Consider the following 25,783-nt stretch of genomic DNA (forward strand, 5'->3'; position numbering starts at 1 on the left):
CTTAATTATTTACGTTTTAAAGCCAGTAGCAAGTCCACCATATTACCATAGCTTTTAACCCCTGCTTCTTGCCTATTAGATTTTAAGTAGGAATCATTGACCTTTGTAAAAACTTCTTCTGTTTTCCCTTCATATTGTTGCCAAAATTCACTTAAATATTGTAAATCTCTAAGTACCCCCTCAGAATAACCAAGTCGCAATTCTTTATACTTTTCATAATCTGCGTTTCTTAAGGCATTCATAGAATTAATAAGGGCTAGTAAAGAACCTGAATATTTAAATCTATCATCTGGGTGACTTGTACAAGCTAAATAAGCCACAAAATTTGCTTCATCTTCTCTTGCAATTCCTCTTTGATGAGCCATTTCATGAATTACTGTAGCAGGAAGCATAAAATCAGTAGTAGCCACATTCACATTAGCTTCTCCCGTAAAAGGAAAATAAACTCCCGTTATGCCTGTATAGCACATTTTTTCTGAAAGCAATACATTTTTAGGTTTTCCATATTTTCCACTTAAAGTTGGATATTCCTTTGAAAGATTTTCATAAGCTAAAGGTGCTTGCTGAAAAATACCTTTATATCCTTCCTGAAATTCCATAACCCCTGCTTCATTTTCATAAACTTTTTCTCTTAAATCATTGGTATCAATTATTAATGAATGGCATAATTCATACAATTCATCTACAGAGGAAGGTCTAACCTTTAAAGATGCGGTTTCTCCAAAAGTAGTTCTATCATAATTAAATCCCCATAAAAACAAGAATAAAAAATATATAATAGAAACTATACATAACATGTTCACCAAGAAATCTTTCAAACATTCTATTGAATTTTTTATATCCTTAATACTTGAATAAAAAAGTTTTCCAATCATTAATAGAATTAATATAACAAAGAAATAAACAAGAATTTCACCCAAAGAAAAACTAAAAATTCCTGTTACTAAACTCAATAATTGCCTTGTTGGTTTATTAATGCCATTGGAATAATATTTTTCTACGAAACTAGTATTTCTAGAAAAAACAAAATTAAGTAAAACACTTAATGGTAAAATCATAATTATATAAATTTTCTTTCCCATTAAAATCACACTCACTTTAATAGATTAGTTTGACCTTCTTTACTTATTTAAATTCTACCACTATTTTAAAGCTTTAACCACATAATTACCTTTACTTAAATCCTTAAATTTATATTTCCCATTATTATTACATCTAGTACAGGCAACCGCTTTTAACTTTCCATTTTTGTTTTTTCTAAACAATACTACATGAGCAAAAGGCACTGCTATGCCATTTGTATTTTTTATACATCCTTCAATAATTGTGTTATTTGTTTTTCTCATGAGCTTAATATTCAAATTATATATCTCTTCTTGTACAGCAATATTTATTAATTTATTATATTGATTAAATCTAGCATCATTAATTAATATAATTTTATCTCCTTTGATAACTTTGTAAAAAACAAATTGTCCCCATTGATTAGTAGCGGTGGTATTAATAAAAAGTTTTCTTTTTTTGCTATCAAAAAATATCATGTACACAAAAATATTTCCCACAGGCTCACTTCCATTATTAGTTATATGACCAGAAATAATAGAAGTATTGCAATTACATTTTTTAGTCAATGAAATATTAATATTATAGTTTTCGCACACCACTTTCATCCATCTACTAATAAATTTTCTATACTCTGATTTTTCCACTATAATCATTATCCTTGAGTTTAATTTCACCCCAATAAAAGTATAAAAACCTTTCTCATTGCTATAAACGCATCCTAAAATATGGTTGTCTTCATCTATAAAAGAAACTAAAGCTTTCTCCACTGGTTTTCCATTACTTTGCAAAACAAATCCAGATATCAAAGCATTGTTAAAATATTCATTCTCTTCTAAAGTCAAATTTAAGCTTATGTCTTGATAGTCCTTTTCTATACTTCCTTCATTGGATTGAGCTAATTGATATCTGTACACCATGTCTCACCACACTTACTATTATATTTAATTAGTTAAAAGCTTTCGTGTCAACGAAAGCTCTCCACAATTATTCACTATTAAGCTGTCAATTTATTAGCTTTAATTTTATAACTACCTTGAGGTATTTGTTCAAATAAATATAAGCCCTCATCATTAGTTACAGTTTTCTTAATAGCTGTTAATATCTCTTTTCCTTCACTATCTTTTTCAACTTTGAAAAGAACCACAAATGCACTTTCCACTGGATTACCATCTTTATCACTAATTATTCCATTGATTGTTCCAAGTTTGCTAACTGGATCATCTGCCATAACCAAATCAATATGGAAAACTTCATTTTCTTTATCCACATTAAAATTTGATGAAGTAGATTTATAGCCTAAAAGAGAACTTTCTACAGTATATTCTCCAATAGGAATATCTAAAAATACATATTGTCCAAATTTATTTGAAGTTGTTGTTTTCACTAATGTTGGTGTTGAACCGCTACTATCATATAAATTAACTGTAGCTTTTTCTAATTTATTATCATCCTTATCTAAAATATCACCAGCTAAGAAACTATTAGTTGAAGTGATTTCTGTTATAACAAAATTCCTTTCTATTTCCTGAGAAGTTTGCATAATAAAAGTTGTACCTTGTTTTATTTCATATCCATCTTTAGCCGCTAAAATAGAGTATTGAGTATCTGCTTTTACATTTTCAATAACATATTGACCAAGTTCATTAGTTACAGTATGGTATTTAGGCACATAATTAGCATCAGTTATTTTAACAGTAACTCCTTGTACTGGGTCATCACTAGTATCTTTAATTTCCCCATAAACCTTGCCTACATTAGATAGTATATTATCATCTAAATTTAAATCTATTCTAATTTCTTCGCCTTTTTCTATTATATCCTTTTGTATTGATTGTCCTAATTTATAAATATCTTTTACTTCTGCCATGATATCACGCTCCCTTCTTAAGCTTCTTTATTAGATTTTATTATATATTTTCCTTTTGGCACTTCTCCAAAAAGATATACTCCACTATCTGAAGTTTTCGTATATTTTATTGGCGTATAAATAGGGTTTGTATCGGTACCAGAAACTTTATATAATATTACGCCCGCACCTGCTACAGTTGCCCCATTACTATCTGTAATTATGCCATTTACAGTACCCAAAGATTCTACAGGAGAAGTAGGTACTACTTCTTCAAGATTTACAATAGTAGAATCTTTAGAAATTTTCACTTCAATATTGGTAGTCACATACCCTTGTTTAACTGTTCTTACTATATAATCCCCTTGCTCCACATTAGTAAAAATAAATTGACCATATTCATTAGTCAATGTAGTTTCCTTAGGTATTTCTACCGCTGACTCCATTTTGATCAATGTTGCCGTTAAATCTTCAATGGGGTTTCCTTCCTCATCTTTAACGTGAGCTGTAATAGTTGAATAAGCCGCCGCGGGGTCAACCTCTAATGTAGAGTTTTTAACAATAATTTGGCCTTTTGCAATGGTGAAATTTGTTTCTTCTTTTAGCAAATATCCATCTTTAATTGCATAAAAATGATAAGAAGATCCTGGTGCTATTTCTGAAATAGTATAAGTTCCATCTGCTTTACTTACATCATGGTATAAAGGATTGTGTTCACTATCCATGATTTTAATCAAAACACCCTCTATTGGACCTTCTGCATCACTAATTGTACCTTTTACCGTCCCAGTTTCTAACTGAGGATTTTCTTCTAATTGAACATCTAATTTTATTTCTTCTCCAACACTTTTTATATCTCCTGGAACTGATTGTCCTAGTTTGTATAGATCACTCACTTAAATTCCTCCTATTTAGTTACTTTTTAATAATTGTTTAAAAATAAAAGCCAATTGAAGTTATTATATTTAATCTATATTTTTTAGATTAAATATAACTCCTTATAATATAAATATGGAAAATAAATTTTTAAGTTACTAAAAGTTAAGTGGCTCTAAAAGTCAGGGGACAGTTCTCAATTTTCCATAAAATATGGAAATTTGAGAACCGTCCCCTTTAGTTAAAATTTAAAAACTTGTGAACCGTCCCTATAATATCAATTTCATTCCTAAAAATAATAAAACCATACCTGCCACCTGAGAAATTGTTATAGGCGTTTTGGTAACTCCAAACAAACCAAATTGATTAATAATAGCCCCAACAATCAATTGAATAGATACAATAAAAGAGTAGGTCACCGTGGCTCCAAGAATAGGAATTATTTTTACTGAAATAAAAACCATAGATACACCAAGAACCCCGCCAATCCAATATATTGGGGAAATGCTTGTGGCTTTTGAAACCTCTTTTATATTTCCAGTAAATAAAACAATTGTCAATATTATTATAAAACTCACGCTTATACTTACCAGTGTGGCATTTTTAGAATTTACAATTTTGCCTAAACCTGCATTAATCGGGGGTTGTAGTCCCGCAAAAACACCACAAACAATCGCAAAAAAAATCGCAAGACTTTTGTCCATACAAAATATACCTCCAAAACTCAAATATACTATAAAACATTTTAACGTTAACTTTAATCTTCAATTCCCATATATATTTGACGAAGTACATCTAAGGCATCAAAAGTCATCCATTCTTCTTTTATCTTATCCTCAGTAATTGTATAATGATTTATGCCCATAAATTCTACTTTTTGCCCTGAAGGCTTTCCAAAGAAACCTATACCCTCATGGATACCTTTTATTCTCCATCTTGCTGCCACATCCCAAGTATTTTTTTCTTCTCTTTCATTACAAGACACTCTGTCCACCACAACTGCGGCATTAGGAAAAGCTGCGAATAAACTTATTAGCATCCCTTGAATATCATCATGTCCATTTAACTCTTTATTACATATAAAGTGTGTAACTGCATTCTCATGATAATATTTTTTCACTTCATTTATATATTTGCGTCCCCAAACATTACTAATCATTTCAATAATCATTTCCCCAACGCCTGAATCTTTAGCTTTGTATATGTCCGGGAAAAATTGTCCTTCCATGGATTCTGGAATTCCAAAATCCTTTTGTAATGATAAAGGATTATTTTTAGTGGCCAAAGCCATTTTTTTAGCTAATTCATGTACATTAATGCCAAGTTGCTCCACAATCCATAAATTATCTCTTACAAGCCATTCTTCAAATATTCTATTTTCATAAACAGCGCAATCAACTACTGTTCTATAACTTATATTTTTTCCTGTAGCTGGTCCAAAACTACTATCTCCCAAATTTGTTGCAGTGGAAAAAATTCTATGAGAAGAAAGTAAAGCTCCCCCATAGTGTTCTGCCCAAACTACATTTTGCCCAATAAGCTTTCTATCAGGAAATGCATGTAAAGTTTCCAAGGTTCCTTTTATAACTCCTTGTATTCCCGCTAAAGTTTGGGAACTAAGATGTAATTGAACATCATTTGAGTAAGTATCATAAATAACTCCTATGCCTTTTTCCTCCCATATTTCATGAGTAATTTTCAAAATATAATCCACAAAATCCTTATATTTAGGATCAAAGCCTATTAATTCCTGTTTATTCTTACTGGGTAAATTAGCATAATCATTGTAATCTCTCCAAATAGCTGAATTAACCAAACTATTATCCCCATAAAAAACTTTATTTGTTTCATTCATAAAACTCACATTTCCTTTCTTCTTTAATAATCTGTATTATTTATTAATTATAAGAAATTTATAAGCTAGGGTTTAGAATTTCTTGAGTACGCTGAAAAATATCCAATCCCTGTTGTTTTAACCAATAAGGCAAATCAATAAGCACCCAATTTTCTGAAAGCTTATCATCTTCACGACAATAAACATCCACCACCTGCATATCAGCACTAATATTTCCTCCTGGCAATCCTAGAAAACCACCTATAGCTGTGTTAGATAAATTGGGCCATCCAAAGAAACAAGCAAAATTCCCCTCAGCAAAACGACAAATATGTCCATTAAACTTTTTATCCTTTAAATTATTTCTAAAAGGTAATTGATGCTGCTTTTGATATCTTGGAATGGTATAACTTGCCCCTATACCCCCTGGACCATACCAAATCATATTCTTACTCCATGATTTTTCTAATACTTCTGGAGGACATCCCATAGCCCCACTATCATTAAGCTGGGACAAATCATCCACCATTTTATTAACAAGCTTCAAAGTATCTATTCCCTCTTTTTCTGGCGCATCTTGAAAAAGAAGTCCATCATGATTTCTTGGTCCTGGATAAACAAAGAATGATCCTGTTGAAGGAGGAAGAGGATTTATTCCCGCTTGTAACATAAAACCAATAATATCTATAAATAAACCCGTTTGAGTTATTTTCCCATTTTCTATACAATTAAATTCAGCATATCTTAAATTTATTATTTTCTCAGTAGGTCTTATTCCCATCCATTCAGCATCGAAAAGACCCATAAAGTGCCCCATACTCATTACCCATTGTTCTCCGCTAATTTCATTTGTTCCACCAATAAATATATCCTGACGCCTCTGCATATATTTCAAAGAAGTCATAAGTGGAACCCAAAATTTTTCTGCCACGTCTTCAATACTATTTTGTTCACGGAAAGGATAAACCCCTCTCCATAAGTAATTTTCGCTGGTATATTTTTTTAGCACCTTTAAAATATCTTCTGGTTTTGAATTCTCCAAATCCTGAAAATAACTTCTAACGATTTTTTTAGACTCTTGATATTTACTCATAATGTGGATTTCCTCCTATATTGAAATGAATACTTCTTAGACAATGCTTTAGGTTCACAAACCTATTTTTATAGTTTTGTGAACCTTAATGTTATTGAACTAATTTATTATTAAACTAACTTATTATTGAATTAAAGCTAATAATATATATTGTGAAACAAAGAATACTAAAGCAATGATTGCATATTTATCCATAGAGAATGGAAGTATAGAAACACCATCTTCTTCTGTTTTTCCTTCTGCGATGAGTTTTGCTCTCATACCTTGAGCAGTATATTGTTTAATATCTTCTGTTTTCTTAGTAGCAGGAAATATCATACTTGCAATATACCCTATAGCAACTGATAAAGCCGCTCCTATAGCTGGATTCCACAACCAGCTTGTTCCTAAAGAAGTTGATATGAAAAATGTACCTATCATACCAAGGATAAATCCAGTTGCTACCCCTTTATCATTAGCTTTATTTGTGAACATTGCTAATAAGAAAGCACCACATGCAGGTCCTGAGAAATAAGAAATATATTTTCCAACAACATCAAGAACAGATTTAACTGTACCAGAGAATCCTATAATTACAAAGAATATAATAATTACACCAAATACCGCTGAGATAGTCATTGTAAGTTTAAGTGAAGCTTCACTTTGCCCTTCTTTTCCTTTGAAAAAGTATTTCTCATATATATCTTTAATAAATACTGTTGTCAAAGAATTTAGTATGGAATCCACACTTGACATAGCTGCTGCAAAAGCACCTGCTATAACTAAACCTACCACCCCAACTGGCATTTCTTCTAAAATAAATCCAATCATAACTTGGTTTGAAGATTCAAACTCTTTTCCACCATAGAATACCCAAAGTATTAAACCAACTGTTAACATTAAGAAATACATAATATTCATAATAAAAGCACTTGATAAAAAGGATTTTTTAACTCCCTTCATTGATTTAGCTGTTAAAACTCTTTGCATTTGCGCTTGGTCAAAAGAGAAATATCTAACCCACATAACAGTACCACCAATTAATGATGCCCAGAAAGCATTTGTATTAGTCAAGCTAAATCCAAAATCTAAAGTATGGAATTTACCTGCTGCTTTGGCTTGTCCAAGAGTTTCGAATAATCCCATATCTAATCTTTTTAATGCTATAAATATTGCTAAAAACATACCGCCCCAAACAATAACAGTTTGAATTACATCTGTCCAAATAACAGCTTTTATTCCTCCCGTTATTGTATATATAATAGCTGCAGTAACAATTAAAGGTACAATAACTGTTAATGACCATCCTGTAATTGTTTGTAAAATAAGTGAAGGAATAAATACCATTGAACTTACTTGTATTAATGAATTAATAAAGAATTGTAATACTGTTAATATTCTAGTTATAGGTCCTAAACGATACTCCATATATTGATATACAGAAGTAACTTTTAATTGATAAATTACAGGTGTACTAGCAAAGAATGCAAAGAATATTGCTAAAGGTACTGTAATATTTACCATAAAAGGTGCTAGTCCAGATCCATAAGCCCACCCCGGTCCTCCAATAAATGCATTAGCACTTATCATAGTTGCTGCTACTGACAAGGCTATAGGCAACCAAGGCATTGATCTACCTGCTAAAAAATAGTCTTCTTGAGTTTCATTATCTTTCCCCATAAAATAACCAACTGCTAACATTCCTAAAATGTACACTAAAATTATAATACCATCAATTGTTGAAATCATTTTTGCTCTCCCCTTTTTATTTAATAAATGCATAAACCTTGTAAAAACTTATGATAGCTTAAATAAAGACAATGACACCGGTGTCATTTTTTAATAAAAAATTTTCATCGATTTCTTTCATAATGGCCCCAAAATCATTTTGTTACTGTTATATACTATAATAACACCTTTTATTATCTTTTTCAATTTTTTTTATTAATTTATCAACAAAATTCCTATTTTATTGTTTTTTAAGAAATGTTCTATAGTTTTATTTACTATTTTTTAAACTTACTATCTCAGGGATACACAAAGATAGTGAATCCCCTTAATCATATATTTTAACTGTTTTTCCAATAATCAATTCCAACTTAAATTCCTTTAATATTTGGGAATCTGGATTTATTAATAATTTTTCTACAATGTCAATAATAGCCTGAATCATACTATCCAGTGGATAGCTTACTGTAGTTAACTCATAAGCTTTCATTTGTGCAACCGGATTATTATCAAAGCCCACAATGGATAAATCTTTTGGTACTTTTAATCCCATGGATAATCTAGCCGCATCTAATGCTCCCATAGCCATATTATCTCCTGAGCAAAAGATTGCATCTGGAGGAGTAGTAGACTTAAGCATTTTCATTGCTATTTCATAGCCTGTTTCATAGGTATAATCTCCCTCTTCTATTAAAATAGGTTTCATATGATATTCACTTAATCTATTAACAAAAGCTTCATTTCTTTCTCCTTTTGTGGCTGCTGATATATATGCTATTTTTTTATGCTTATTTTTAACTAATAAATCCGCCACATCCTCAGCTGCTTTTACATTATCACCCCAAACGGCACTTGCATTTGAATTGGTTACAGTACGATTAAATAGAATTAAAGGTATTTTTATACCTGTAAAATAATCCGCGATATTATCTTTTGTTGCAGGAGAAGTAACAATTATAGCATCTACTCTATACATTTGAACTTGAGCCACTATTTCTTTTATACTAATAGTTGGAGCTGTAACAAATATAAGTGGTTGTCTTCCGCTTAATTGGATTTTATCCATTAATTTTTTAAGTACACTATCATAAAAATATCCAGAATCAGGACCTACTACTACAGCTATAATATTAGTTTTATGAGAGGTAAGACTTCTTGCTACCCCATTAGGAGTATAGCATAATTGATTTGCCGCCTCTAAAACTTTATCAATAGTGGATTGCTTTATTTTACCTTTCCATTTAGGATTATATACTCTAGAAACTGTTACCGGTGAAACTTTAGCAATCTTAGCTACATCACTGATTGTAGCAAATTTGGTGCTATCATTTTTCATTAAAAAGCCTCATTTCATTTATATCATTTATATCATTTTTATACTTTTATACTTTTTTTATTTATTATCATAAATAGGCAACAAAAATGAATTCTTATTACTGATCTTCTTCGCCGCTCCATGCGTATATCCCACAACTTTAAAATCCTTTGATAATTTTTCAATAAGCTCTTCATAATCCTCACACTTACCTCTAATACAAGAAGATAAATGAATAACTTGTACATTATTATCTTTCAATTTTTGAATTTTATGTTCTAAATCTCCCCCATTATGAGTAAAGGCTACTAATTCTGTATTCTCATCATAATTCTCAAAAGCATCTATTTTCTTAAAAAAAGCATTTAAGCAACCTTTACCTGAACATTTATCCATAGTTTCTTTTCTAACAATTATTGCAATCTTCATAATGTAACTCCTTTTTAATTGTAGTACTTATCTTTATTGTATTTCAATTAAAAAGAAATCACAATAGTCACTTATACTACAATTATTCCAATTTTAATTTAAGTAATTATAAAAATAAATAACATAAACTTAATATTGAATCTATATTCATAACATAAAATTGGTGCTATAATATATAAATATTGCAATATATAAATATTGTAATGTTTATATATATTTTAATACTCATAAAGACATCCTGTTATTTTGATAATTTTTTATTGTACAAACTATTAAAATTTAGGTTATCTTTTTAATGAATTTAAAATAAACAATTTCTAAAACAAAATAATAATTTAAACACTATTACAAAATGAAAAATGAACAGGAGTGAATAAAATGGTATCTACTACAGCACAAGACGCAAATAACATTCTAGAATTTCTTGCAATAATTCTATTAGCTGGGGTGATTTTTTCAAAAATAAGTAAATTAATAAAACTACCTGACGTAGTTTTATATATTATTGCAGGAATAATAATAGGGCCAAATCTTCTTAATTTGGTGAATATCGACACATATCCAACTGGGAATCAACTTATCCTTACTTTTGGAGCTGCATATATTCTCTATGATGGTGGTAGGGAAATAAATTTAAAGGTTCTTAATAAAGTAAAAATGTCAGTAATCCTCTTATCTACATTTGGAGTTTTAGTGTCTATGTTTATAACGGCATTTTTTGCATATAAAATACTTCATATAGAATTTATTTATGCGCTACTACTCGGTACTGTTGTTTCGTCTACAGATCCTTCAGTACTTGTCCCTCTATTCAAAAACATGAATATCAATGCTAAATTAAAACAGACCATCATTGCTGAATCTGCTTTTAATGATGCAGTAGCGGCTATTGCTACATTCGCAGTACTAGGTATTATTACCGCTGGAGAATTTTCATTATCTAACAGTTTATTTGAGTTATTTAAGTCATCTCTTGGTGGAATTCTCGTTGGGGGAATTTTAGGTTTTCTATCAAGTAAAGCAATATCAGAAACCGGTGAAAAATCTGGTATTTTTCAGGAACATCCTTCTGAAATTGCTTTAGGCGCAGTAATTGGAGCTTATGTTATATCAGATCACTTTGGTTTTAGTGGCTTTATAGCAGTGTTTGTTGTTGGAATGATTTGTGGTAATAAAAAAATACTAAATATGTATATACCAGATGAGTATTTTGATACTCATTTAAGATTTAAGGAAGTCCTTACAATAATCATGAGAATGCTAATATTCATACTTCTAGGTACTCATGTAGATTTTGGCATATTATTTTCAAATATTGGAGGTGCTTTATTAGTAGTTGCTGCACTAATTTTCGTAGCAAGACCTATTTCCGCTTACTTATCTGTTATATTAGATAAAAAAGCCCAATGGGAATTTAAAGAAATTGTTTATTTGATGTGGGTTCGTGAAACTGGTGTTATACCAGCTGCATTGGCAGGTATGTTAGTTTCCATGAATCTTCCTAACGCCAAAATCATATCTTCTGTTACTTTTGCTACTATATTTATAACTCTTACATTCCAAGCAAGCACAGCTAAATTACTTGCACAAATTTTAAAACTAGAACGTAAATAAGCTTATATGAAAAGTTTGGCTTTGAAAAATTTTTATACAAAATTCTTAATCTTTCATATACCCACAGGGGGTAAATGTGATATAATCTAAAACAAGGTGGTGAAATAAAAAAATGAATGTACTTATTGATGCAAGATCTTTAGAAGCTATAAAAGATGCTATTACCAATAGAAAATCTGATGCACCTGATACCATTAGAATTTATATCGCCGGTATTGGCTGAGGAGGCCCAAGTTTTGGCCTTGCTCTGGATGAGCAAAAAGATGATGATGTGTTAGACGATACTACTGGAATAAAATTCATTATGGAAGAAGAACTTTTCGAAAATTATGGTGACATAAAAATAATTTTCACAGGTAGAGGTTTCAGCGTTGCTCCAGCTAACAAAGGAAATTCTTATGGTAGCTGTTAAATCCTATCTAGCTAAATAGTTTATGCCTAATAGACAACAAAAAACTGCCAACATTGGCAGTTTTTTATTTATATTTGCTATTTAAATACTATTACCATCCCTTTTTCTGTGTTTGTTATTGTGCAACTGTTTTATCTATGGCTGCTTTTAAAGTAGTTTCTACTTCTTCAGCTACTTCGTCTAATCCTTCCATTTCTACCATGCCCATTAATAATGTTGGTTTAATCATTCCTATATACGTTTCTCCATCCTTTTCATAAACAGCAAGTTTGCATGGTAAGAAAAATCCAATCTCTATGTTTTTATCTAACACTTCTTTAGCTTTTGGTGGATTACAAACTTCCATTACTCTAAAATTCGAATTAAAATCTAAACCTTTTTCTTGCAGTTTATCTTTGAAATTCATTTCCCATAACACACCAAATTTACTTTCAACTAAATTTTCTTTCAAACTAGTTGTTGCCTCTTCAAAAGTTTTTTTTGTTTTTACACTGTATTTTAAATCCATTTTAATCACTCCTTAATTGTCTAGTGTTTTATTTTTAAATATTGTTGGAACTCAGACTTATTCTAAAAGTTTCCGAAAACGTAGGTTATTTCAAATCTGAAATATATCTCTCTGCCATAATTGCAGACACCGCTCCATCTGAGGCAGCAGTTACTACTTGCCTAATGGCTTTTGTTCTTATATCTCCTGCTACGAAAACTCCACCTACATCAGTTTTTGTATCTTCTCCTGCAACAATGTAACCCCAATCGTTTATATTAACTTGACCTTTATACATTGTTGATTTAGGTTCAGTCCCAATATAAACAAAAGCACCTTCAGTTGGAACTTCAGTTATTTCTTTTGTTTTAATATTCTCAACTACTACTGAAGTAAGCGCATGTCCTTGACCATTTACTTTTCTAACTTCTGAATCCCATATTACATCAATTTTTTCATTACTCAAAGCTTCTTCTTGAGCTTTTAAGGAAGATTGAAAATGATCAAATTGGTGAATTATTGTAACATGTGTAGCAAATCTAGTTAAGAAAACAGCTTCTTCTACAGCTGAGTTTCCCCCACCTATAACAACAATTTTTCTATCTTGATACATAGACCCGTCACAAGTTGCACAATAATGAATTCCTTTTCCTTTAAATAAATCAGCATCTTCCGCATTAAGTGCACGAGGTGATGCACCAGAAGCAATTATTGCTGCTTTTGCATAGAATTCAGTATCTTCTGTTTTCACATACTTTACATCCTCATTAAAATCAAAAACCCATTCAGTTTTAGTTGCTGGACAAGTATCAAAACTAGCCATATACATATTTCCTGTTTCAACCAAATGTCTTATGCCTTTAAAGTCAGGCTTATGGAATTTTTTTAAAATTGGATATTCTCGACTTAACTGAGCATACTTTGCCCAAAGTTCTGCTTGAGACATCAAATGTTGCGGCTTAGCATAACATTCAAACAGTTCGTAATTTCTTCCTATTTGAGTCTTGAAATACTCAAAACCTAAATCCAACCAACCTTTTGAATCCAAAAATTCTACCAGATTGATTAAATCTCCTATGTTTTCATTATCCAAAACAGTCCTAAAATTGATTGGAATTTTATTTTCAATTGCTTTTTCCATACCTAAAATTATTCTGTCAAAGGTACCTTTCCCATTAGCGGCCCCTCTTCTACTATTATGTACCTCTTTGCTACCATCCAATGTTACTTGAAGTTCTTTCACTTTTGCTTTTTTAAGAATATCAATATAATCAATCAAATCATAAGCATTGGTTACAGCGGCAATCTCATAATGAAACTCTGCACATTTGTCAATTATGTATTCAACCATTTTTTTTGGGCCGGAGTATTTATCAAGGGCTCTCCCCCGAATTATGAAATACATAACCTCTCTCCAAAATATAAGTAACAAATTCATAATCTATATTATCTGTGTTTTCATTGTTTTTAAATCTCATCAAATCTGTATATTCATCCTGATTCATTAAATCAAAACTTCCTGTAATGGGATTTAATATTGCATACTCAACAGGATTAGAGTTTTCAATTTTTACAATTATATTGTTTTTACTATAATGCATTTAGTTCCCTCCAAACGAATAGTTTGTTAGTTGAATGAAATGGCTGTGACCTGTGAACTAAGAAAAACTGCGAACGGGTAGTTCGCAATTTCTCTCAAACTCAACCAAATAAGCACTGTTTTAAAACATTAGTCGTGGCAGCCCGCTACTACTTTTGCAGACTTTGAACAACATTGAGCAGTTTTATGTTCTTCTTTGCAACAAGCCTTTTCTTTATCATTATCTTTTTTTGTTACTTTTTTCACTTCTACCCCTCCTTACAGTTCATTATTTTATTTAAAAGCCTTAATTGTTAGGCTAATAAAATCATATCCATTTTTTATATACTCTCTTCTTTTCAAAATTTCAACCTTACTAAAATTTGCTTTCTCAATACTTTTAAGATATTCATCTTCTGTAATGGCACCGCCGAAACACTCACCCCAGGCAACTGGATCGTTTTTTATATCATCTGGAAGAGGGTCCTTTGTTACCGCATCTGATATGACAAATCTCCCACCTGGTTTTAGAACTCTATGAATATCCTTATATACGATTAATTTATTTTTTGCATGATTAATAACACAATTACTAATAACAGCGTCAAAAGAATTATTATCAAAAGGTATATTATTAATATCTCCAAATACAAATTTTATATTTGTTAATTTTTCTAAATATATATTGTTATTAGCTTCAGCAATCATAGCTTCTGTAATATCCATACCAACAGCCTCGCCATTTGGTGCTACCATTTTTGCAGCTAGTATTGTCTCTTTTCCTCTTCCACAACCCAAATCCAATACTTTTTCCCCCGAATTTAACTGGAGATATTCAAGATTGCTACCACAACTTAGATTACAACTAGTTTTACTTTCTTCTTCATATCTTTTTTGTATATTTTCAATTAATTTATCCATCTAAACTCTCCCTCTTTATACCCCCTATAGGTATAATATGAATGTAAACCTTTTTTCTTTACTTGTCAATACTTTTTAGTTATTTGCTTTTTTGATAATAGCTATTCAATATTTTTAACATCAAAATACTGGTTTAATGAAGCTACAGTTAGAGGATGGGTAAAAGAACATGCTGTTAATGGAAATGATGCTTTTCCTGGTAAAGGTAAATTAAGATCTGATGACGAAGAAATAAGAAAAATAACTATTAAAAAATAGAATTAATATACAATCAAAGAGGCTGTCTCAGAGTTAATTCCGAGACAGCCTCTTTTTTTATAAATTTACTTTTTAAAGTTTAAAAATTTTATACCATATCTATTTCATAAACAATATATTAGTAACTAATCTAGGATATAATCTACTTCCTAAATCCTTTCCTGTCTCGCTATGAACTTGGTCTGTTGCACATTGCTCATTGCAAGGTACAGTTTGCCAGAAAGCGTGCACTCTATCCCACTCAATTATTTCTTCTTCAGTGAAATCCATATTTAATATATCTTCTGCAGCATATTGGCATAAGAAAATTTTACTCATCCATGTATTATTACTTGTAGAAGAAAGTTTCCACCCACCTGAAACTGGGTCTAAGCAAATACCTTTAACTAGTATAGTATCAAGATGTGCTTTTAAAACTTTTACAAGTTTTGAGTATCTTCCATCCTCACTAACAGCATCTTTATCTCCTATAACATAAGGGAAAACAAGACCTTCTATAGCAGGAATAATTCTTGATTCATTTCCACTTTCAAAAACAGCTGGGATATATTTTTCATTAACATCGAATTTTTCTACTAAGCTATCACATAAATTTAAAGCTTTTTGTTGCATTTCCATAGCTTTTTCATTTTTGCCTAGCTTGTTATAAAGATCTTCCATACAAACATACGCAGCCCATGTTTTTACTGCTAGATATAGATTATTTCTTGCTTGCCCTAAACTTATGTCCAAACTATCATAAGTAGTTATTTCTGCGCCAGTTCCACAACGTAAACTATCTGTATCAATTATTCCATCGTCATTTAAATCTCTTGCTAATAATGATTCATAGCATTTATCAAATAAATCCAAATTATTATTAACCCATTCATTATCTCCTGCATTAAGTGCATAAACAGCTCCACAAAGAACCCAGTTTACCAATTGCTCTGCTGTCATATATCCAAAACAGCCGCTTAAATTTGATCTTTCATAGGAAGAGTATGCTTTTGGAGAAAACATGTTTGCCACACCCATATCATGAGTGAAAGAAATTCCGCCTTTATACTTCTTTCCTTCTAAATCTTTAACCCCTTCATCATAAGAATATCTATCTACAAATAAATCAAGAGAATTCTTCATAGTCCAAGGGTGATATTTCATTTCCCAGTGTAAATGGTCCACAGTTAAATCAAAGGTATTCATCATTCTATATTCACCTTCGTTTGCTACCCAAAGGTATTTATTATCCTTATCTAATAATAATTCTGTATTTGCATAATAGCTGTGAGTTGAATGAGCTATTAAGAATTTTCTATACTCATTTAATTTACTTTCCTCTAGTTCCTTATCCTTTGAATCACAAATATTAATATAGTAATCTTTATTTTTCAATAAAAATTCCATAACTTCTTCTAAATCCTCAAATAATTCTGTGTAAGCAAATTTACTTTTTATTCCAGATGTAATGTTTCCACCTTGATATGTAGCAAAAGCAAAGTGCATAGTTTTCTTGCTGTAAGGTTTAACTTTTATTCTAAGAACCACCTCATTACCTAATTTATTAAGTAGTGGGGATTTTTTATCCATCATTTCTAATAAAGTCATCCAATCAATATTTTCTTGGATTTCTTCAGAAGCTTCACAACCAAAGCCATATCTTGTATCTACAGCTCCCCCCAATAATGAAAATTCATCATTATCAGACAATAGTCTTGCATTTTCATCCAACTGCATTCCAAAAATTATTTCTGCTTCTCCTGGATTATTAGAATTGTCTAAAGTAATTTCTCCTATAAATCCTGGAGCTAATAATAATTTTTTTTCTTCTTTAGTTAAAGTGTCAATGTCTTTTACTTTATCAAAGGGGCTATATATTTTAAAACTTAAGTCTCCAGCCTTCCAGCTATCGCTTGCCCATTTCATTTCTCTTTCAATACTATCTTCATTAAATAAATTGATTTTTTCATCATTTTTATTTTCAGAAGCTTCTAATCCAAACTCTGCTAATTTATTACCGAAATCCAAATTTGCAAAAGGTAGTAAATTCATCATTCTGTTTTTATAACCAATATAAATATTTTTATTTGGGGATCTTACATCACTGAGTGAAAATCCACCACCTTGGCCTATTTTTCCTAATAGAAAACTTGCATATGCCCCGAAACTACTATGATGCGCTTGATATGATTTATTATTCATCTTCATCTTCTCCTTAGTCTTTTTTAAAACTATACCTTTATATTATAGCAACGTTTACATGTTTTTAACCATATAAACTTTATTAAAATCTTTGAAATATATAGTTTTTATTAATTATATATTTAGATGAATGTTATTCTTAATAAATAAAAAGTGAATTTGGATGTAAAAAAAGGGCGGTAATGGAAACCCGCCCTACAGATTAAAATTTATTAATTAGTAACTTTGTTTTTCTTTACCAACAAACTTATTCCTGCAATCATTACTATTGTTCCTAAAAGCATCATTATTGTAAAATCTATTGAACTTCCTGTTTTAGGTAGTATTCCTGCTGATACTAAATTTTTATCAGACACAAAATAATCACTACAATGTGTTATATCAAAAGTTATATTACCTGCTGCATCTGCTTTTATTGGTCCAGCAATTTTCTCTGCTTTATTTGTTGTAGGATTATAATAATAAACATAAACTGTGTTTTTATCTGCCCATGAAGCTCCTAAGTTTGTTGTAATAGTGGCTTTACCTGGTAATACTCCATTTTCTGCAAATGAAATTACAACCACATCTTCCCCTTTTACCTTTGCTTTTATTGCTTCTTTATTAACAGTTTTTGCATTGTTTATTCCAGCTATTTCTACACTTAAATCAATATCTTTTATCTCTTTTGTAATATCTTTACCATTGAATGTCCATTGTACTCCATTTTTAATAAAAGTAACAGACTTATTTTGATTCTTTATTGATTCAAATACAGCCTTTTCAACATTTTTACCTTCTAAACTTATAACTGTTTTACTTCCCTCTGCAATATCAGTAATTGTTTTAATTGTTTTTGCAGTTTCAGTTTTATCGTTATTGTCTAGACTTGTATTATTTGTGTTATCTGTAGTTCCTGTAGTTCCTGTAGTTCCTGTAGTTCCTGTAGTTCCTGTGTTACTTGTATCTCCTGTGTTTCCTGTAGTTCCTGTGTTTCCTGTAGTTCCTGTGTTTCCTGTATCTCCTGTGTTTCCTGTAGTTCCTGTGTTTCCTGTATCTCCTGTGTTTCCTGTATCTCCTGTATTACCTGTATCTCCTGTATTACCTGTATCTCCTGTATTACCTGTGTCTCCTGTATTACCTGTTTCAGCTTTACTTAATAAAACATTACCCCAGCCGGATGTATTTTTCCATGAATCTCCTGATGGGTCACACCACATTGCTACCGTACTTCTTGTACCATTTCCATTATCATTATTTATTTGAATATCATAACCTAATGTCTTGCCTGATTCTGCTTTTAATCCAGTCATAGGAATAGCAATTTCTACAATATAACCTGTATCAGTTTTCACTGTAGCAGATTTAAATCCTGTAGAATCAGTAGCTCCACCGAAACTTGTCTCATTGTCAAAATTCACTCTATATTGTCCATCATTAGCATCATAAACTGAAGATTTTGCGTTGTCTTTATCAAGGAAAACTTCAACTGAATCTTGCTCCCAAACATTTGCACTTGCTTTACTTAATTTATTATCAGTTACTTCCACCAACACATAAAAATTATCTTCATCCCACATTGCTCTAGCTTTTCCTGTAGAACCATTTGTTACTGTAGCTGGAACCCAAACTTCTGTAGAAACTGCTTCAACGTTACTCCAAGCTTCTTCTATAGTTCCATCAATTGTTACTTTGCCATATTCTGCAGTTGCTTGTTTTACTTCTTTTTGAAGTGTAAGTCTTGCAAAATTAGCTGTACTTGAACTTTGAACATTTGAATAATCTGAGTATACTACTTCAGACTCAACTTCACCATTTCCCTTATCATCATTAACCTTAAAATCTATACCCAACATATCGCCTGTCTTTGGAGTTAATTCTGTTAATGGAATTTCAACTTGAACTTGATATCCAGTGCTTGTAGTTTTTGTATAATGCTTAATCTCAGAACTTCCTTCATTTTTATAACTTATCTTGTAATTACTATCATCTGCTTCATATAAATCTGCTTTGCTATTATTTCTATCAATAAATATTTCTACACTATCTTTTTCATTTAAGGTACTATCCTTAACATCCATTAATACATAAAGATTTTTATCATCCCACATCATTTTAACTCTTGAAGTGGCACCATTTACACCTTTTACCACTGTACTAATATTAAATGGTTTAATAGTATTCCATACTTTATCAACAGTTTCTCCTAAAATAGGTGTTCCTTTAAATGCATTAATATCTAATTTATATACAGGTATTTTAGATTCATCTACCAATGCCCAATAAGCAGGTTTTGCTTTTAAATCTCTTCCAAATAATAATGGAGCATCTTTTCTTCCTGCCACAACAGCATAGTCTAACCATGATTTATCATCAGAAATTCCCCATAATGTAACTCCTGACAACTTATCTTTCTCTGCTTTTAATAAATCAAATATTTCTTTATATCTTCTTGCTTGCTTAGATAAAACTTCTGCACTTGCCTTATCTGTAGATTGAGAAGCGTTATCGTATATTGTCATATCTAATTCAGTTATTGCAACTTCAACTCCTAAAGATGCAAATAAGTCTATTGTTTTTTTAATTTCTTCTACTGAAGGTTCATTGATTGTAATATGAGATTGCATACCAATTCCATCAATTGGAACCCCTTTAGCTTTTAAATCTTTAACTAAATTATATAAATCTGTTCTTTTACTTTCACTACCTGATAAATTATAATCATTTATATATAATTTTGTTTCAGGTGCTCCCGCTGCATCTGCTGCTGCACGTGCATATCTAAAAGCATATTCTATATAATCATCGCCGATTATTTGTCTCCATTTGCTATCCCTTAACCCCGAATTGTCGGATATAACTTCATTTACTACATCCCACTCAGAAACTTTACCTGCAAAATGAGTAACTACAGTGTCAATATGTGTTTTTAATCTTTCTAATAACAATTCTCTAGTAGCTGGTTTTGTTGGATCTACCGGATCTTGGAAAAACCATTCTGGTGCTTCAATATGCCAAAGTAAAGTATGTCCTCTAAGTTTCATATTGTTTTCTTCAGCAAAAGCCACTAAACTATCTCCTGGTGCAAAGTTAAAATTTCCTTCGGTTGCTTGAATAACATGTGGTTTCATTTCGTTTTCTGCAACAACACTATTGAAATGTTGTGCTGCTAATTTATAATGCAAACTATCTTTATTAGCAAAAACAGATTGTGGAAGAGCTACTCCCACTTTAAAATAATCTGAAAACACAGATGATAAAGATGGAATATCTTCTTCAATGCTTAACACTTCATCCTCAATTCCTGTTCCAATTCCGTCTCCGTGAATTACTACATCATCAAGGTAAAAATCTAAAGCACCATTGTCAGTTGCTTCAAAGTATGCTGATAAGCTTTCCAAGTCATCTGTAAAATCAAATGTATATGTACCTGTAACTTGATTCCAAACACCCTTAGATATAGTTACTATATCTGTTGCATTTTGATAAGCATCCTCAGAACCCGTTTGAACTCTTTTTGAAGTTAATTTCAAATTTTCTGTATCATTTCCTTCATTATATTTAACCCAGAAAGAAATATCATAAGGTTTTCCGCTGACAACTTTTCCTGTCAAATCAATTGTTGGTCCTTGCCATCCTTCATCTTTTCCAGTTGATTTTAAACTATATTCCCCAGTGTGCTGTTCTTCTTTAACTGCCTCTATAGTTCTATATGAACTCCAGTTTGTAGTTTCTCCACTTTCAAAGTCAGAGTTTTCAACAACATTTTTAACTCCTACTGAATTATCTGTTGGAATTAAATCTACTGAAACATTATCCAAATAAAAATCAAGTTTATCTGCTGGAGTTGTATCTGCATCCTGTTTATATGGAGTTTCCATATATAAAGAAAGTGTACTTAAATCATCACTATTTGGTACAGTATAATCTCCCTCAACTAAAGTCCATTCACCTTTTTTTACTAAGCCCGTTGATATATTATTGTACTCTGGTTCAGTTCTAGAAGAGTAATTTAATCGCATTGAAATGACAAAAGATTGAGTTGCATTTCCTTTCTCATCATCATACTTTACCCAAAAAGAAATATGATATTTTTGTCCTTTTTCTAATGCGTTTGTTGCATCAATTATAGGACCATCCCAAGTCCCTAATCTATTTTTAACAAATAAAGCTTTAGAGCCTGAGAATTTAGTGCTTTCATCTAATGTTAACTCACATCCACCATTTGAAGTCCATTTCTCAACTTCATCAGTTTCAAAATCTGAACGAATAACGTTTTCAACTTTAGAAACTGTAGCTGGTGTTTCTGTATTATCTTCACTTTTTTCTTCTGTAACTACCACATCATCGATGTAATACTCAAGCGTTGTATCTTGTGCTTCAACGTAAAAGTATAAATCAGTTAATTCTCCTGTAGCATGTACTTTATAACTTCCACTAATAGTTGTCCATGAATCTTCTGTAATAGGCTGTTGCCAAGCAACAGTGTCATAAAATCCCTCATTAGGACTCTCATCAACTCCATGTACAGTTATTGTTAGTGCATTATCGTGCCCATTTGCAGCTTGTCCCTCAACTGCTCTTGCCTTTAAAGTAAAGTTATAAGTATTTCCAACTTTAACTTTATCAAGTATAGTATATGCTGCTCCTTCATATCCTTGAGTTCTTCCAGTAACTTTACCAGAATAACTTCCTGAAGCAACCACATCTTCAACAGCTTCTAAAGATGCATTACCGTTAGGAAACCAATTATCTGTTGAGCCCATTTCAAAATCTCCATTTACTATGAGATTTTCTGAGGTTTCTTCTGCTAGAACTGTTAAGTTGCCCATCAGTCCAATCATAAGAAACAATGCCATTGAAAAACTTAAAATCTTTGCCATTCTTTTTTTAATCCTCATTTTTAATTTACCCCCTTTTTATATTTTCTTTGCTTTAAAATATTAGTGGATTTAAACCTATAAACACACCTTATTCATAAATCAATTATTGAAATGATTTGTTTATATATATCTATAATATAACAACGTTTACATCATTTTAACCATACAAAGTTTATTAAAACTTTTGAAATGTATAGTTTTTGGTTCTTTTTGGGTATAATTCTTAATATACCCTGTTCACTATTTCATATAATAAAAGCATATATGCTTTCTATCTGAACTAAAGGATATAATTTATAATTTTCTATATAATAAAAAATAGGGCGGGCATGGAATAAAAAATAGGGCGGGCATGGAATAAAAAATAGGGCGGGCATGGAAACCCGCCCCTACAGGGGTATATATATTAATTAAGTTTTACTTAAAGTCTACAATACTCCAATATGCTTCTTTTGGATTCATTTCACTATCGAATAAAAGAGGCCAATTTGGTCTTCCTTTTACAGGAATATAATTTAACCAAGAAGAATCATCTGTTACACCCCAAAAAGTTACTCCGCTAATAACCTCTTTGTGCTTTCTTAAAACTTCAAAGATTTCTTTGTATCTTTGTGCTTGTAATGCTGATGTTTCCTCAGTTGGTTCTGAATATTTTGTTGATTCATCATCCCAAGAGTAATAAGACATATCTAATTCTGTTATTTGTACCTTTATTCCAAGAGAAGCGAATTTTTCAATTGCTGCTTCAATATCACTAATTTGTGGCCAATTCAAAGTCCAGTGTGCTTGAATACCTACTCCCGTTATTGGGATTCCTTGTTCTTTTAATTCTTTTATCATTTCATAAGCTTTATCTCTTTTTTCTGGTAATACCATATTATAATCATTGTAGAATAATTCTGCCTCTGGATCTGCTTCATGAGTCCAGATAAAAGCATTTTTTATGTATTCATCCCCTGTTATCTCTGTCCATGGGCTTCTTCTCAAGGTTAAAGGTCCATCATCTATAGCTTCGTTTACAACATCCCAACAATAAACCTTCCCTTTATATCTTCCAACTACTGTTTTAATATGATCTTCTAGTCTTTGCAGCACTAATTCTTTACTAGCTACTTCTTTATTATCCTTGAACACCCAGCTTGGAACTTGATTATACCAAGCTAAAGTATGTCCTCTTACTAGCATATTATTTTCCATAGCATAATCCACAATAGCATCAGCTTTTTCAAAAGAATATCTATCTTCAGTAGGATGAATTTCACTAAACTTCATTACATTTTCTGCTGTTAAACTATTAAAGTTTTTTTTCAAAACACTATCATAAGTAACTATATTCTCCGGAGTTACAGCAGCACCTATTGGGAAGTATTCTTTGTATTTTTCACTTAATGAAACATCTTTTTTACTACTACACCCTTGTAAAATGCCCATTACTAAGATACTTGCTACCACTATTAGAATAATCTTTATTTTTTTCATATTTTTCTCCTTGTAAATATTATGGATATACAAATAATTCGGTCAGCATGTTGAATACTGACCGAATTTTAATTTATAGCTTTATTTATTAGTTTAAAATACTATTTCCAAGCTTCAACTCTTTCTTTTACTTTTGTTGTGAAGAATTCTTCAACAGCTGCTATATCAAGTTTTTCATACTCAGCTTTATACTCATCCCATATAGCTTGATATTTTCCTGCATCAGCCAATATTAATTTTGGTACATAAGTTTTAGTTAATTCTTCTGCTTTTGCTAATGTAATTTGAACATCAGAACCATCTTCTGGTTTGATATCCCAAGCTTCTCCCCATGGATTTCCTGTTGTTTCATTAAACATTTGTCCATAAGTTTCTACTCCATAAGCTTCAAGAACTTTTTTATCAGCATCAGTGTAACCAGCAGTTATTTCTTCTGGTTGTCCAGTTGGATTCCAAGAATTACCATCTTCATATGTTGCAACATTTGCATTTGTAGGCCATGGATATGAGAAAGCACCTATACCTCTTTTTAATCTATATTCTTCTGTTTTTAATTTCTCTCTTTGCTCATCTGTTCTGTAGAATCTTCCTTCTTCATTAACAGTGTAATCTACGCCTTCTTCTCCCCAAGTAAACAATTTTTGTTGATCTTCTTCAAGCATCCAATCAATAAATTGAATAGCTCTTACTGGGTCTTTACAGTTAACAGAAATACTTATTCCATCTCTTGTTATAGGAACTCCTGGTGTTTGATATCTTTCTTCTACTGTATCATCCCAAACTAAAGGCATTCCTACATATACATACTCATCTTTTCCTTGTTCAGCTAATGAGTTTTGAGCTGGAAGCATTTGCCACCATTGATCGTAGAATCCTAAAACTCTACCTGTAGTTACTTTTTCAATATATTGATCATAGTTCATTGTGAAAGCTTCTGGATCAAGTAATCCTTCTAAGTATAATTTATTAAGAGCTTCCCAATATTTTTTTGAATCTTCATTTGCTGTATACGCTTTTCCTTCAAGAGTAGCTGGATCAAATTGACAGAATCCATCATTTGTAAATCCTCTTAAATCTGAAGGAGCATTTGTTAAAGTAAAGAATCTCCAAGAATCAGTTATGAAACTAAATGCGATAGTTTCTTTTCCTTCAGTTTCAGGATGTTTCTTAGCATAATCACTTAATAAAGCAAAGTACTCATCTAAAGTTGTTAATTCTGGATATCCTGCTTCTTCTAAAACACGTCTTTGTACATAGAATCCTCTGTTAGCTTTTGAGTTATCTACATCTTCTCTATAAGGTGGTAAGAAATAAATATTTCCATCTTCACTTTTTATTTTATTCAACAGTGGGCCATATACTTTTTTGATGTTTTTCCCATATTTATCAATTAAATCATTTAAAGGAATTGCTGCACCAGCTTCTATAAATTTGTTATGTTGGTCATGTCCCCAAATGAAATCTGGGTAATCACCAGATGCAATCATTACTCCAACCTTTGTAGGAAGATCTCCTACAACATAATCCATATCAATTGTAACACCGGTTTTTTCAGTTACATATTTTGCTTGGTCATTATCCCAACCAAATTGTGTTCCATTCAACATACCATAAAACATACTAAATGTTACTGGTTCAGTACTCATTTCTTCAACTGCTTCATTCGAAGTAGCTTTATTTGTGTTAGCAGTTTCATTATTTTTTCCTGAACATCCTGCTAATAAAGAAAGAGCTAAAACCCCTGTTAAAACTAACCCTAAAATTCTTCTAGTCTTCATTTTTTTTCCTCCCAAAATTAAGTTGTAATAGTTTACAAGATTAATTG

At 31.1% G+C, this 25,783-nt stretch carries 20 protein-coding genes; 2 read left to right on the forward strand and 18 right to left on the reverse strand.

Features of this window, described 5'->3' with window-relative positions; all coding sequences use genetic code 11:
- Positions 1–5 precede the first annotated feature (5 nt).
- The 10 genes from BUB83_RS12275 to BUB83_RS12320 all read right to left on the reverse strand — a co-directional run bounded on the left by BUB83_RS12275 (position 6) and on the right by BUB83_RS12320 (position 10,165).
- Positions 6–1,082 carry a DUF3810 domain-containing protein gene (locus tag BUB83_RS12275; RefSeq protein WP_073338765.1) on the reverse strand — a complete coding sequence of 359 codons (1,077 nt, stop codon included), beginning with the start codon at positions 1,080–1,082 and terminating at the stop codon, positions 6–8.
- 60 nt (positions 1,083–1,142) lie between these two features.
- A complete protein-coding gene (locus tag BUB83_RS12280; RefSeq protein ID WP_073338766.1) occupies positions 1,143–1,979 on the reverse strand; it encodes a carboxypeptidase-like regulatory domain-containing protein in 837 nt (278 codons plus the stop codon).
- A gap of 80 nt (positions 1,980–2,059) precedes the next feature.
- Positions 2,060–2,932, reverse strand: coding sequence for an MSCRAMM family protein (locus BUB83_RS12285; RefSeq protein WP_073338767.1), 873 nt, complete (start codon positions 2,930–2,932; stop codon positions 2,060–2,062).
- Positions 2,933–2,949: 17 nt separating this feature from the next.
- Positions 2,950–3,807, reverse strand: coding sequence for an MSCRAMM family protein (locus tag BUB83_RS12290; RefSeq protein WP_073338768.1), 858 nt, complete (start codon positions 3,805–3,807; stop codon positions 2,950–2,952).
- A gap of 249 nt (positions 3,808–4,056) precedes the next feature.
- A complete protein-coding gene (locus tag BUB83_RS12295; protein ID WP_073338769.1) occupies positions 4,057–4,491 on the reverse strand; it encodes a DMT family transporter in 435 nt (144 codons plus the stop codon).
- A gap of 53 nt (positions 4,492–4,544) precedes the next feature.
- A complete protein-coding gene (locus BUB83_RS12300) occupies positions 4,545–5,642 on the reverse strand; it encodes an ester cyclase (RefSeq protein ID WP_073338770.1) in 1,098 nt (365 codons plus the stop codon).
- 58 nt (positions 5,643–5,700) lie between these two features.
- Positions 5,701–6,714, reverse strand: a complete 1,014-nt coding sequence (locus BUB83_RS12305; protein ID WP_073338771.1) for a polyketide cyclase — start codon at positions 6,712–6,714, stop codon at positions 5,701–5,703.
- A 123-nt stretch (positions 6,715–6,837) separates the two neighbouring features.
- A complete protein-coding gene (locus BUB83_RS12310; RefSeq protein ID WP_073338772.1) occupies positions 6,838–8,442 on the reverse strand; it encodes a sodium:solute symporter family transporter in 1,605 nt (534 codons plus the stop codon).
- Positions 8,443–8,749: 307 nt separating this feature from the next.
- Positions 8,750–9,757 (reverse strand): LacI family DNA-binding transcriptional regulator, encoded by a 1,008-nt coding sequence (locus tag BUB83_RS12315; protein ID WP_073338773.1) that lies wholly within the window; start codon positions 9,755–9,757, stop codon positions 8,750–8,752.
- A gap of 57 nt (positions 9,758–9,814) precedes the next feature.
- A complete protein-coding gene (locus tag BUB83_RS12320; protein WP_073338774.1) occupies positions 9,815–10,165 on the reverse strand; it encodes a CGGC domain-containing protein in 351 nt (116 codons plus the stop codon).
- A gap of 378 nt (positions 10,166–10,543) precedes the next feature.
- Here BUB83_RS12320 and BUB83_RS12325 point away from each other — a divergent pair, with 378 nt between their 5' ends.
- Together BUB83_RS12325 and BUB83_RS21975 are read left to right on the forward strand one after the other, a co-directional pair.
- Positions 10,544–11,779, forward strand: coding sequence for a cation:proton antiporter (locus tag BUB83_RS12325; RefSeq protein WP_073338775.1), 1,236 nt, complete (start codon positions 10,544–10,546; stop codon positions 11,777–11,779).
- A 271-nt stretch (positions 11,780–12,050) separates the two neighbouring features.
- On the forward strand, positions 12,051–12,191 hold the full coding sequence (locus BUB83_RS21975) for a hypothetical protein (RefSeq protein ID WP_159434086.1): 141 nt from the start codon (positions 12,051–12,053) through the stop codon (positions 12,189–12,191).
- Positions 12,192–12,306: 115 nt separating this feature from the next.
- On the opposite strand, the gene BUB83_RS12335 is transcribed toward BUB83_RS21975, so the two are convergent.
- From BUB83_RS12335 to BUB83_RS12370, 8 genes are all read right to left on the reverse strand, one after another.
- A complete protein-coding gene (locus BUB83_RS12335; protein WP_073338776.1) occupies positions 12,307–12,699 on the reverse strand; it encodes a DUF302 domain-containing protein in 393 nt (130 codons plus the stop codon).
- A gap of 85 nt (positions 12,700–12,784) precedes the next feature.
- The gene (locus tag BUB83_RS21305) at positions 12,785–14,083 is read right to left on the reverse strand and encodes an FAD-dependent oxidoreductase (protein ID WP_242950676.1); all 1,299 of its coding nucleotides are present in this window, start codon (positions 14,081–14,083) and stop codon (positions 12,785–12,787) included.
- Complete coding sequence (locus BUB83_RS12345; RefSeq protein ID WP_073338777.1) at positions 14,052–14,279, reverse strand: hypothetical protein; 228 nt, start codon at positions 14,277–14,279, stop codon at positions 14,052–14,054. Before BUB83_RS12345 ends, BUB83_RS21305 begins: the two co-directional genes overlap by 32 nt.
- A 272-nt stretch (positions 14,280–14,551) precedes the next feature.
- The gene (locus BUB83_RS12350) at positions 14,552–15,178 is read right to left on the reverse strand and encodes a methyltransferase domain-containing protein (RefSeq protein WP_073338778.1); all 627 of its coding nucleotides are present in this window, start codon (positions 15,176–15,178) and stop codon (positions 14,552–14,554) included.
- A 357-nt stretch (positions 15,179–15,535) separates the two neighbouring features.
- Positions 15,536–17,617, reverse strand: coding sequence for a glycoside hydrolase family 52 protein (locus BUB83_RS12355; RefSeq protein ID WP_073338779.1), 2,082 nt, complete (start codon positions 17,615–17,617; stop codon positions 15,536–15,538).
- Positions 17,618–17,829: 212 nt separating this feature from the next.
- A complete protein-coding gene (locus BUB83_RS12360; protein WP_073338780.1) occupies positions 17,830–22,497 on the reverse strand; it encodes an endo-1,4-beta-xylanase in 4,668 nt (1,555 codons plus the stop codon).
- A gap of 399 nt (positions 22,498–22,896) precedes the next feature.
- Positions 22,897–23,958, reverse strand: a complete 1,062-nt coding sequence (locus BUB83_RS12365) for an endo-1,4-beta-xylanase (protein ID WP_084133547.1) — start codon at positions 23,956–23,958, stop codon at positions 22,897–22,899.
- Positions 23,959–24,059: 101 nt separating this feature from the next.
- Entirely contained in the window at positions 24,060–25,736 is a 1,677-nt protein-coding gene (locus tag BUB83_RS12370; RefSeq protein ID WP_073338781.1) for an ABC transporter substrate-binding protein, read from the reverse strand.
- Positions 25,737–25,783 lie beyond the last annotated feature (47 nt).

This window comes from Clostridium grantii DSM 8605 (genome assembly GCF_900129965.1).
Lineage (GTDB): Bacteria > Bacillota > Clostridia > Clostridiales > Clostridiaceae > Clostridium_AF > Clostridium_AF grantii.